Source organism: Psychrobacter sp. Ps7, assembly GCF_022129225.1.
Lineage (GTDB): Bacteria > Pseudomonadota > Gammaproteobacteria > Pseudomonadales > Moraxellaceae > Psychrobacter > Psychrobacter immobilis_A.
On record NZ_JADQAH010000050.1, the window covers coordinates 3,908 to 14,884 of the forward strand.

Below are 10,977 nucleotides of genomic sequence, written 5' to 3' on the forward strand. Positions count from 1 at the left end.
ATGAGTATATGAGTATATGAGTATATGAGTATATGAGTATATGAGTATATGAGTATATGAGTAAAATTTGTTTCTTTCGACAATATAAGGCGGCAAACGTGCCAAGAAATTTAAACTAAGATCAATATATCAGCTTTCATATGTACGTTTTAAAAAGATACATGAAGACATATCAAATTATCCCTTTGCTTCTTACTAATATATGTACAGATATAAGTACAGATATAGTATATACTAGTATAACATTCAACCTATAATGATAGGTCATATAACCAACATAATTAAACGTGGAGTAATTATTATGGACGTTGTGAACTACACTGATTTTAGAAAGAGCTTAGCAAAGTATATCGATAAGGTAGACACTGATAAAGGCCCGATATTAATTACAAGACAAAATGCTAAACCGACGGTATTAATGAGTTTAGAAGAGTTTAACTCGTATGAGGAAACACTGCATCTTTTAAGCAGCCCTACCAATGCCAAGCGTCTCAGACGCTCTATTGCTGATGCTAAAGCTGGTCGCTTGATTGAACGTGAGATTGATGCCAAAGATATGCCACTCACTTTTGATGATGAGGTAGACGCTTGATACTATCTTGGACGGAAGACGCGTGGGAGGACTATGAGTACTGGCAAAGAACCAGTAAAGAGAAAGTCAAACAGATCGGTAAGCTGATTAAAGCCATCAAACGTGACCCATTTAAGGGTATTGGCAAACCTGAACCACTCAAACATGACCTTGCAGGCTACTGGTCTCGTCGAATTGATCAAGAGCATCGGCTGGTTTATGAAATTCAAGATGATGCGATCATTATCGTCCAGTGCCGTTATCATTACTAAGCAAAGGTATAACAGCTCAAAAAGTGCCTGATTTATAATTAGGCACTTTTTCATAGTGATAGGTAGTTAGTTAATGTCCAGAAACGTTCTTTAATTCTTGAGACATCTCAGCAATCAACTGACGCGAGTACTTAGCCACGATTTGTATTTCAGAATAGCTATGGTCAACCTTTAAGAGACTTGCGATGATTTGACGCTTCTTAGTAACGGGTCTACGGCTTCTATGTTTATTTTCTGCTTTAGCCTAAGTAATTTAAAAATGCCCTAGATATTAAAAACCTAATCTATATGACAAACAAAAAAATGCCTCTGGGAGTTGACTCCTAGAGGCATTTAGTTTTTAATGTAATTAACGGTTACAGTGTGCGTCAACACGCTGTAACGAACAAATAAGCATCTGAAGTGCGTTATTTGAACAGCATTAAATGCCCGTATAAGTGCATTTTATCTTAAAGTCTGCTCAATATCAATATACCTACCGTATACTTATTCGCTCGTTACATCCTCGTGCAGCTCTCTCTGTAATTGTTACCCGTCAAATGGGTGGCAGGCCTCGGTGACGACTGCGTTTGACATAAGGGTGAGCTCCCTACAGGGGTGACTAGACAAAGGATCAGAGCAACGCAATGAGTGGTTACTCGTGCATATCGTAGCGGTATATTGGGTTTAGGCCCTTGCTAGCGTATGACAGCACAGTAGCGGTTAAGAGCGTGTCTAGGCGGTGCTATCAGCCGTAATCTTAACAACCGTAGCTTGATACAGTGATACGGTCTTGATGACGCGATGGGCGATGAAGTCGGCATGACTAATCACATCAAATTCAAGGAATGCACTAAAGTGTTTGTGAGTATTTTATCTACTCATAATCGCTTTAGGGTGAGTGTTCCTTGAAATCTGCTCAAGGCTCCAAAATCAGCATAAATTCACTTAGGCTAATTTAAGTAGTATATAGCCCACTCGGCTATATACTATAAGAGTCCAGAGAAAAATTTAGAATAGTTATTATACAGCAGTCACTTATTCAGTGAGTCGATATTGTCATGGTTGATTCATAAGCTTAGTGTGAATAGAACGGGATTGACTTATTTATTGTTAATTGTCTCTCGCATCTTTTCAATCTCTGCAGTCAATGAGCTACTCTTTTCCTGTTCTGATTGATAGTTAATTGAAAGCTCATCATACTGCTCACTCAATGCAGTGTGCTCAGTACTAAGCAAAGTTCTCTCATGATTTAACGTGTCGTGTTGCTTAATCAGTAGCTGATGATCTGCTTCAATCTTAGCTTGCTTTTGAGTAAGCTGCTCATTAATCCCTGATAACTTATCACGTTCAGCGATTATGGCCTTTAACTCTCCTTTCACTTCTGCTGTAAGATTCGTTATCTCGTTGCGCTCAATAACGACTGTCTTTAGCTCATCCTTAGTTGCTGTCAGTTCTGTTTGCAGACGCGCGATCTCTGCTTTATCGCTATTAGCAGTGGCTTCAAGCGTGGCCACCTTCGATATGTTGGCACTCAGCTCTTTTGATTGCTGATCAAAACTGCTACGCAGGTCACCAAGTTGGGCCTGAACTGCCACTGTTTTAGCTCGTTCAAGTTCTAGCTGGTGCTGAGTATCGCTGAGTGTCTGAGTTAGGATGTCACGTTCAGCAGTCACTTGAGCTGCGGTGATAGCCGTTGCCTCTGCAGTTGCTGTGACCTCATCGAGCTGTTCTAACAAATCAGCCTGCTCACCTTCTAAGGTCTTAACCGCCTCTTGCGCCTCGTCTGTCTCAGCTTGCGCCTTGGCCTTAATGCTCTCTAAGGCCTCACGATCTTTAACCAAGCGATCATTGGCGATATCAACCGCCGTCTGCCACACATCCGCACCAAGCGTCTGTAAGCGCTCAGTAATACCACTGGGCAGCTCAACCTGTCTTAGCTGCTCTTCTTGTTGGTTATCCTGACGCCAAGACTTCATGGCTTCACCGATGGTCGTGAATGATCCACCACCCAGCGCCTTACGCACTTCGGCTAAAGTAGGTTTGATACCTTGTTCGTGCAGTTGATCAGCAATAGAATGAATTTGCTGTGTAGTAATGGCCATAATTATTGTCCTTAATTTTGTATGAGTAAATATGTAGCGTTTGTAGTATGTTGTATATAGTATAATACAATATACAATTTACTACAATATAAGGCTTAAAAAAACCTCAAGTAATCTTGAGGTCACAATCATTAGATTAGGGCTAACGATCAGTTAAGTACTCTTCTAGCGCATTACTATCATTTATTAATGATTAGCGCCTGTTTGCTTGGTTTTATCCTTAAATTTGGCAATGATACTGGCCTCAGTAAAGAACGCTTATGGTTTAATACTGCCACGGCTAACACCTGACCAGTCGGTGACTTCTGGAATGTCTGATAGATCAATGTCGTCATCATTAAGCGTTGCTAAATGCTCTAAATCTACTTGTTGCTTGGCCGTTAGTGGTGGTAGCTCGTCTATTTGATAGCTAACTTTGTTCACACTGGCTCCCTTTAATTTTTTTGACACGTCTAGCTGAGATAGATAATGCGTATAACCTCACCATTATCTATTTCTGTTTGCGTATGGGCTACCAATAGGACGGCGGTACCGTCTACTGTACCCAGCGCTTGCCACTGCTTTTCATCATTTTCATACCTGTCTTGCTGACGCAGGTATAAAAGGTCTAGAAAAACTCGGGCGGCTGCCTCAAATAATAAACGGTGCTTACGCTGATTGGTGTTTTTTTGTTCATCCCATTCAAATCTAATGCTTATCTGTTCTCTCTGTCAGTATGCTCTTTATAGATTAGCAATTCATCTTGACTGACAGCTGATACTTTCTGGTATTCAAAAGATAGCGGTACTTGATTGGTTTGCGCCACTTGGGTCAAGAACAATTTAATCGCTTGAGACGGCGTTAGACCATAGCTTTCAAACACGGCAAAAGCATTTTCTTTTAGCTCTTGATCGAGCCTGATATTATAATTAGTTGTCGTCATGGCATTACAAATGGCTTATCTGTGTACATATAATATAAACCATTTGTATAGACAGTACCAGATTAATCACTCTTTTTTCTTTGCTATGATTTTTGCTTAGGGAACGTATAACCTACCGCCAGCAAATGCTTTTTATGGGTCTTTAAAAAAGCTTCATCTCTTAATTGAGTGTGTAACCAGCTGATCACTTCTTGGGTACTTTTTCCTGAAGGCGCATAGCTACCAAATGGGGCATAGTTAGCCAATAGAGGCGCAAAACGGTCGATCTGTTTGACGGTTAAGGATGGTATATCTCTATTCTCATTATTCTGATTTAAGTCCTCCAGACTTTTTTTCTTGGTGGGCTTAGCTTTGACATTAAATTTTAGTCCTGTGACGGTACGACCACGTTTAACGTTTTCATAGGTGATTTTAATATCTGACTTTTCTGTTATTTCTTCAACGCTTGGGTTGATGACTCGACTTTTTAGGTTGTTAATACGTTCGTAAGATTTAGAAAGAGCTAGCTCCTCTCTAATTTCTTCAAGTGACATTGTCCACGAGCTCATTGCCTCATGTTTTTTGGCCAGATGGTATATATCTATTGAATATTCACCCTTCAGTTTAAGTACATCTTCTTTTTTATATTTAGTGAATGGATTATTTTCATCAAAAACCTTCAACATCAGTAGCACTTCATCTGTAAAACATAGAGACACATAGCCATCTTCATATATTGATCTGATGACCCACTGTACATTGACACGGCTACCGCGTTCATTTCTATAGCTAAAAAATCGCCTCATCATCGTTTCACTAGCATCTTTTAATTGAGTATAAGCAGAATCCACTTGAATGTTGCAAGCCTCTGCAAATGCTTTCGCGGTTATCTCTATAGTGTCTTTTTCAGTGGCATCTATCAAACGCACTACTGAACTAGCAAGCAACAGCAACCGTTTTTCATCAAGTGTCATTTCATAAAACGCTTGTAGAATACGATTTTGCATAACAACCCAATTTGCAGGGTATTTCTTCTCATATAAACCAACTTGGTTAGTCATATCTACGCCTTAATGCTCAAATCTATCTAATTGTAGCATAATACCTGCTGATTGTAGCTTTTAACCTAGCTGATTGTAGCATTAACCTAGCTGATTGTAGCATTAACCTAGCTGATTGTAGCTTTATAGATCTTGAAGCCCTTAATTGGTAAGGTCTGAGAGCGTCCTAAAAGTCTTTAAAAGTCTTTAAAAGTAAAAAATATGTTTTTATATTAAATAATAGGAAAAAAGCTCAAGAACTGACGGATTTGAGATGATAATATGAGCGACCAATCACTTATAAAACTTATCAGTAGCTCAGAATGCAATTGTCCATTTACTTGATGTTAATCCTCGTTCACATAGTTCGGATCAAGCTTGGATCTTTGAAAATCTTCAAAAGCATGGTCAAAGATATTTTGAATATCTTCGTCTGTCATTCTGGACAACCCTGTTTTCACATTCTCAATATCAGTCTCATTTTTTGTAGATAGTTTGTCTTCATTTTCAGTAGCCATTATCGACACATCTGTAAACACTTATCAAACCGTTGCTAAAAAGCCTAGAAACCACTCTTATATACGTTTTACGCTCTGTCCGATACGATGGTAGCTAAAGCTATTCTAAAACGCTTAAAACAGCCGATAACCGTCTCCTAACCTTTCGCTAATTAGTAGACGATCCAGCTGTACCTTCAATTAGGCGATTTCGAGTAGCTACTGTGATGATGAATAAATATCAAGCAATGAACCGTGGTCACTGTCCTGACTGTTTTTAGGTGGTGTAAAGCTGCTTGGTACCACCTCAGCTTTACTTTGTATTTTATTGGCAATTGCTTTCAAAAACTCACGGTGCTTTTTTAAACGAACGTAATTTTCATTATCGTGTGCGTCTAAAAATATAGCTTGTAACTCATGATTGTCATCATCGTCTAATGCGTTGGCCAACCATTCCCCCAACACCTGATGTGCCTCAAGTCTGTCCTGATTGATTTCTTTTTTAAGAGCCTGTAACTGCTTTATCTTATCTGCGAATAGATCATCTGATATTACTGACATTATCTCATCCTTTTTTTAGCCAACTATGATAGAGTTGATCCTAGCAGTACATACATAGGTATGCAAGGTAGTAAAATACACAAGACCACATCGTTTCGTGGGCGCAGTAGTATTTTAACCCTCTGTTAAGAGCGAACTTAGGAGTTTATGTAAAAAAGACCCACAAGGGGTACTGTTTTTTTACATAAACTCCGTCGTTCGGCAGGGGGCGAACCCCCTACAACCCCCAAAAAATCATCTCTCAATATTGGGTTTTTTTGCTATGAATAATAAAGGGTTTCACCTGTCGGTTAGCGCCGTTAGTAAGGCGAAAAATCATAGCGTGGTGGCAAAGTCGGCTTATAATTCTGGCTCAAAACTGGTTGATGAGCAGTCAGGAGTCGTCCACGATTACACCAGTAAAGCTAAAGACAAAATCTTAAATTTAGTGGACAGTGATGGTACTAAATACACGCAAGTTATTGAGAAAAATGTGATACATACGGCGTTGATAACGCCAACTCTTGCTGGGGATCTAGCAGTGACACGTGAGGGTTTTTGGAATGATATCGAACGCATTGAGACTCGTAAAAACGCGCAATTGGGTACTGAGATTGACGTGATGTTTCCTGATGGGATCACCGCGGATCAGCGTATAGTTCTGGCCGAGCGCTACGCTCAAACCTTATCTGATCGCTATAACGTGCTTGTCGATGTGGCCATTCATCGGCCCCACAGTCACGAGAAACATGTGGGGGAGGTTGAAGTGGTTGAGCTGACCAGTCGTAACTTTCATGCCCATATTTTACTCTCAAGCCGTGAGATAGTAGCGGATGTTGAGGGTTATGCTTTATCAGCACGCAAGAATTGGTTGCAGTGGTCAACGGAGGAGCGGTTATCTAAGGGGTTAAACGGACGCGGCGATGAGCTTAAATATCAACGCACCCTTTGGGCGGATATGGCCAATGAGCTACTGCCTAAGAATAAAACCATTAGTGAGAAGTCCTACCGTGAGCTGGGCATCAATCGTTTGCCAAAAATGAAACTGGGCAAGTCACTATATAAGGATATTCTCAAAGGCAATCGTTCAGTGATTCATGAGTACAACGAGACGATTGATGAGATCAATGCTTACATTGAAAAAAATGGTCTGGTAATTGAGTATGACGACAAGGGCCGTATCGACCTAGAAAGCAATGAACAAGAGGTTAACGGCGTCACAATACATTATAAAAAGCGTAAACCCTTTGCGCGAATTGAGCTCAGTAATATTCGCTTTGTAGATCCTGCCGCTGAACTTGAACCCGCTATCCCTAAAAGTAACAGTCAGACGCATAGTGATGCGGCCAATGATCACGTACTTGATGAGCTTTTAGCAATTTCAGCCGACTTTGTGAGTCAAAAAAAGATGGTACGCAGCGCCTTATTTTCAACCATTGATGCGCTGCATGAAGAGTTAGCGCACCAGTCTAAACAGATTATTACCATTGATAAAAACATTAAGAGTACCCAGCGGTTCACCGAGGAGGTGGGACAGGATTTTAGTGACCCCCGCCAAAAAATGATTGAGCTTGCCAGGCAGATAAGCACAAAAGAGCAAAGTGAGGCACTAAAGGCGGCTTTAGCGTTGGTTGAGGAGTTTAGACAAGATGATACCCTACAAACAGGCCGCGCTGTTAGCCGTCTTGAAGAGCAGCTGTCACAGATTGATAAAACGGTGCTGAACAATAAAACGGTTTTAAAAAAGCTGATCCCGCTTAATAATGAAGTCATTGCTGACTACAAAGGGTTGAAGGCCACGCTAAAACCCTTTGCCGCAAAGCTGAATAAACTGGCGACTGGCTTTAAAGCTCTTGATGAGATTGATATTGAAAAATCCGACTTATCCTTACAGTGGGATCAAGCGTTTGCGGATCTACAAGAGATAGATATCACCAATAACATGGATACTTATCATAAGTTTGCCGCATTTGCAGATCTGGATGTTAAGCGCTTTAAATATCTTCAAAAAGAACGTAAGGCGCTCAGTACGTTAAAAGCGGTAGAGATAGACGCGGATGCTGACACTCGTTTGACGGCCTTGGCTGCCGATATTAAAGCGTTTAAGACTGCCAATGATAACGACATCAAACAGTTAAAGCAGCAAATTAATACCAGTCAGAAAACCTATCAGCGCCTATCGCCGTTTTATGAGCAGCGTATCGATTTGCTTGATCAAAGTGAGGCAGTAATCGTGCAAGATAGTGATTTATACGATGAAATTACTCAAACCAAGACCACTCAACTAAATGCAGATCGGCTTGAGGACTGGCGCAACCGTACGATGGCTCTGCATCAGCGCCTCATTAACGATCATGAACAGGCACTGCTTAAGGAAGAAGCTGAGCGCGCACGAGAGGAGGCTTTGATCAGGCGGCGAGAAACCTTAAAACAGAGGCGGCAGCAGGCATCTCTTAAGCGTCAGCGAATCAATGAGACCAAAGCATATCGAGATCGATTTGACAATTTAGTGGTACGGGTGCGTAACCGCGTTAATACCCTTGATTTTAAGGCCGTTGATGCACCGATCGAAGTGATCAACGCGGCTGAGGCGGTTACCGCACAAGCATTTATATTCACTACTCTAAAACACACTGACAGCTTTACGACACTACAAAAAAGTTTACGAGACACCGATGCCAAAAAAATTGCAACGCAGGTGCAGAAGGCAGCAACATCGCTGTGGCAACAGCTTGAGCGCTTGCCTGACAATCAAGATAAGGTCGAGGTATTAACCCAGATCAATGAGCGCTTTGAGCACGTTCCTGCTATCACCATAGATGCGGCAACGCTCACACAAACTGTGACAGATCACCTGCAAAAAACGAAGAACGCCATCCAAGCGCATGAACAAGCACAAACACGCCGCTACTCCTCACCACACCCATTTTAGGCGGCATTATAATAATGAGTACCCCATGAATAAAGACAATAGCAATGAGCAAGACATACACGATCAACTTGTTAACCTAGTGACTTCATTGACTCCGGTCATTGGGGCCTTGCGTGAGCTGATTAAGCGAGCCGATGATGCGGTAGCGAGGCGGCTTGAGCGTTCGCTTAGCGGTATTGATAGCAAGGTGAATGAGGTGTCTTCTGCCATTGAAGAATTAGGTAGTAGCGCAAGCACGACTTCGCAGGCATTGAGCCAGTATCAAGAACTCGTGTTAAAGCAGCTTCAAGCAGCAGTGACGGCTTTCACTGACAATGAGATGCCGCGTCGTTATGATGACAAAATAGCGGGCATCATCACCGATATGAAACAGCAGATTGATACGGCTGTAGAGTCGGTCGTCACTGCTAAAAACGATAGCATAGAGGTACAAATCAGTACCATGCAAGGAGTTGCTGATAAACTTAGCGCAAGCGCGGACAATCTAGCCCTATTCACCAATCAGTACCAAGCTGGTCATAAGCAGATTATTGAAGATATTGAGACCTTTGAGACCACCACCAAAACGCGGATTGAGCAGGTCGAGGGTAGAGCTAGTAAAGACTTGGACAAAATTCATAAGTCCATTGAGACTATGAGTATTAAAAGGATTGCAGCCGCTGTCGCAGCGGGTACGATGGCTGTGATAATAAGTTTGGTGGCTCTGGTATTTTGGTATGTGCCAAGCTTTGATGAGATTGCAGAAATGAGACAGCAGCAAGCAGAGCTACAGCGCGGCATCGATGAGCTTGAAACGGGTTGGAAACAGGCCTTTAATAATGCTCAAAGTGCGCAGTTTATTTTGGCTTGTGATGTTAATAAAGAGCAGCCTGATGCAATCAGCTGGTGCGTTAGAGCAGACAGTAAGAGTGTTTTGAGAGATGAGAGAGGCTTTGTTTATTATAAAATAGCTGGGGTGCCGCGTGCAAAGCCGACTGAGTAAAGGCATATGGTAATAGTGAGCTATATTGCCCAAAAGTGCGTCTTCTGAAACATATAAGACTGAAAAAAGGCTTGTTTGATTGTCGTTATCTTTGTCTATATTAAAAAGCCAGATAATGACACTTTATCTGGCTTTAAGGGTTATTGTTTCTTGTTGAACAAGATATCTGTGAATATCAGCTAAAACGATTATGCTGCTTGGTCAGTATGAGCTGTGACCAACTCTATAAAAGCAGTTTCAAGGATACTTAACGCATAATCATCAATCATAAGACCGTCATCTAGCTGTCGTTGTACCCAGACATACACCGCTTCATCATTATAAAGAATGGCGTCAACACCCAGTAATGATGCCAGCTGTATGCCTTGCTGTATTTGTAAGCTTGATAACAGCTCAGAAGCTAAGGCTTTAGTCTGTTCACTAAACCATGTGCAGCTATTGAGCCGAGATAGATTGTTATTCATTGGTATTCTCCTATAGACCATTATTTAAATATAATAAATAAAATGACTTACTGCAGGTCAAATTATACCTATATTCTAATCTATTGCAAGAGAAAATAACCTTCTGTAGGTCTTTTTGTTTGTTTAAAGACAATCACAGCTCATGACAACGTTATTTATGCTAGTGACTCACTGCTGTCTTCATTTATGATTTCGTATAAATCACCAACATTGATTCTAAGATAAGTACATAAAGACTCGATGACATCTAGATCAACGCGGGTGGCTTCTTCATGATACATGCGAGTAATGGTGCCACGATTGATGCCAGTATCTCTTGAGATATCGGCAATTTTAAGGCGTCTTTCACCCATGATGGTCGATAAGTGACACTTCACCATAGTGGTTCCCTCATTCATATTAGTGGTTTTTGATTGGTGAGCGGATTATAACGAATATGAGCGGCTAAAGTATTGCTTTTAGTAGCTCGAATTGATATCTAATAGCGACAATTTATCTAGTAGTAGGCAGTTTATGATACTGTCTTTGATACAGGACGTCCATCATGATGGATATACGCTCGTTAGAAAAGGCGATGCTATTTTTATTATAAGATATTGCTATTAGTAATGATGTGACGTACATTTTTAGTTATACTTATATACTTATATACTTATATACTTATATACTTATATACTTATATACTTATATACTT

Annotated in this window: 12 protein-coding genes and 1 pseudogene; 4 read left to right on the forward strand and 9 right to left on the reverse strand. The window is 40.9% G+C overall.

Annotated features, from left to right (window positions below):
- Positions 1-301: 301 nt before the first annotated feature.
- Positions 302-592: a type II toxin-antitoxin system prevent-host-death family antitoxin gene (locus I3257_RS12915; protein ID WP_087813576.1), complete on the forward strand. Its 291-nt coding sequence runs from the start codon at positions 302-304 to the stop codon at positions 590-592.
- Complete coding sequence (locus tag I3257_RS12920) at positions 589-843, forward strand: Txe/YoeB family addiction module toxin (RefSeq protein ID WP_087813577.1); 255 nt, start codon at positions 589-591, stop codon at positions 841-843. Before I3257_RS12915 ends, I3257_RS12920 begins: the two co-directional genes overlap by 4 nt.
- 1,082 nt (positions 844-1,925) lie before the next feature.
- Here I3257_RS12920 and I3257_RS12925 read toward each other — a convergent pair.
- From I3257_RS12925 to I3257_RS12955, 7 genes and pseudogenes are all read right to left on the reverse strand, one after another.
- Positions 1,926-2,927: a DNA-binding protein gene (locus I3257_RS12925; RefSeq protein ID WP_238050007.1), complete on the reverse strand. Its 1,002-nt coding sequence runs from the start codon at positions 2,925-2,927 to the stop codon at positions 1,926-1,928.
- Between the two features lie 258 nt (positions 2,928-3,185).
- Positions 3,186-3,350, reverse strand: coding sequence for a hypothetical protein (locus I3257_RS12930; RefSeq protein ID WP_156410068.1), 165 nt, complete (start codon positions 3,348-3,350; stop codon positions 3,186-3,188).
- A pseudogene (locus tag I3257_RS14230) lies at positions 3,337-3,625 on the reverse strand (BrnT family toxin). The gene I3257_RS12930 and the pseudogene I3257_RS14230 overlap by 14 nt, the downstream one beginning before the upstream one ends.
- Positions 3,622-3,849 (reverse strand): type II toxin-antitoxin system RelB/DinJ family antitoxin, encoded by a 228-nt coding sequence (locus I3257_RS12940; RefSeq protein ID WP_058368521.1) that lies wholly within the window; start codon positions 3,847-3,849, stop codon positions 3,622-3,624. The pseudogene I3257_RS14230 and the gene I3257_RS12940 overlap by 4 nt, the downstream one beginning before the upstream one ends.
- A gap of 83 nt (positions 3,850-3,932) precedes the next feature.
- Complete coding sequence (locus tag I3257_RS12945) at positions 3,933-4,889, reverse strand: replication initiation protein (protein WP_058368520.1); 957 nt, start codon at positions 4,887-4,889, stop codon at positions 3,933-3,935.
- A 326-nt stretch (positions 4,890-5,215) separates the two neighbouring features.
- Positions 5,216-5,386: a hypothetical protein gene (locus I3257_RS12950; protein ID WP_156410067.1), complete on the reverse strand. Its 171-nt coding sequence runs from the start codon at positions 5,384-5,386 to the stop codon at positions 5,216-5,218.
- A 198-nt stretch (positions 5,387-5,584) separates the two neighbouring features.
- Positions 5,585-5,926, reverse strand: coding sequence for a hypothetical protein (locus I3257_RS12955; protein ID WP_238050008.1), 342 nt, complete (start codon positions 5,924-5,926; stop codon positions 5,585-5,587).
- Positions 5,927-6,188: 262 nt separating this feature from the next.
- Between I3257_RS12955 and I3257_RS12960 the strand changes: the two genes are divergently transcribed.
- Both I3257_RS12960 and I3257_RS12965 read left to right on the forward strand, forming a co-directional pair.
- A complete protein-coding gene (locus I3257_RS12960) occupies positions 6,189-8,837 on the forward strand; it encodes a MobA/MobL family protein (protein ID WP_238050009.1) in 2,649 nt (882 codons plus the stop codon).
- 25 nt (positions 8,838-8,862) lie between these two features.
- A complete protein-coding gene (locus I3257_RS12965; RefSeq protein WP_189586940.1) occupies positions 8,863-9,819 on the forward strand; it encodes a hypothetical protein in 957 nt (318 codons plus the stop codon).
- Between the two features lie 188 nt (positions 9,820-10,007).
- Here I3257_RS12965 and I3257_RS12970 read toward each other — a convergent pair whose 3' ends face one another.
- Positions 10,008-10,283: a hypothetical protein gene (locus I3257_RS12970; RefSeq protein ID WP_238050010.1), complete on the reverse strand. Its 276-nt coding sequence runs from the start codon at positions 10,281-10,283 to the stop codon at positions 10,008-10,010.
- A gap of 155 nt (positions 10,284-10,438) precedes the next feature.
- Complete coding sequence (locus I3257_RS12975; RefSeq protein WP_238050011.1) at positions 10,439-10,663, reverse strand: helix-turn-helix transcriptional regulator; 225 nt, start codon at positions 10,661-10,663, stop codon at positions 10,439-10,441.
- Positions 10,664-10,977: the final 314 nt, after the last annotated feature.

Bases quoted from the DNA above. Each gene is read 5' to 3' on its own strand.
- I3257_RS12940 (WP_058368521.1), bottom strand. From the start codon at position 3,849: ATGACGACAACTAATTATAATATCAGGCTCGATCAAGAGCTAAAAGAA.
- I3257_RS12925 (WP_238050007.1), bottom strand. From the start codon at position 2,927: ATGGCCATTACTACACAGCAAATTCATTCTATTGCTGATCAACTGCAC.
- I3257_RS12945 (WP_058368520.1), bottom strand. From the start codon at position 4,889: ATGACTAACCAAGTTGGTTTATATGAGAAGAAATACCCTGCAAATTGG.
- I3257_RS12975 (WP_238050011.1), bottom strand. From the start codon at position 10,663: ATGGTGAAGTGTCACTTATCGACCATCATGGGTGAAAGACGCCTTAAA.
- I3257_RS12915 (WP_087813576.1), top strand. From the start codon at position 302: ATGGACGTTGTGAACTACACTGATTTTAGAAAGAGCTTAGCAAAGTAT.
- I3257_RS12950 (WP_156410067.1), bottom strand. From the start codon at position 5,386: ATGGCTACTGAAAATGAAGACAAACTATCTACAAAAAATGAGACTGAT.
- I3257_RS12970 (WP_238050010.1), bottom strand. From the start codon at position 10,283: ATGAATAACAATCTATCTCGGCTCAATAGCTGCACATGGTTTAGTGAA.
- I3257_RS12955 (WP_238050008.1), bottom strand. From the start codon at position 5,926: ATGTCAGTAATATCAGATGATCTATTCGCAGATAAGATAAAGCAGTTA.
- I3257_RS12965 (WP_189586940.1), top strand. From the start codon at position 8,863: ATGAATAAAGACAATAGCAATGAGCAAGACATACACGATCAACTTGTT.
- I3257_RS12960 (WP_238050009.1), top strand. From the start codon at position 6,189: ATGAATAATAAAGGGTTTCACCTGTCGGTTAGCGCCGTTAGTAAGGCG.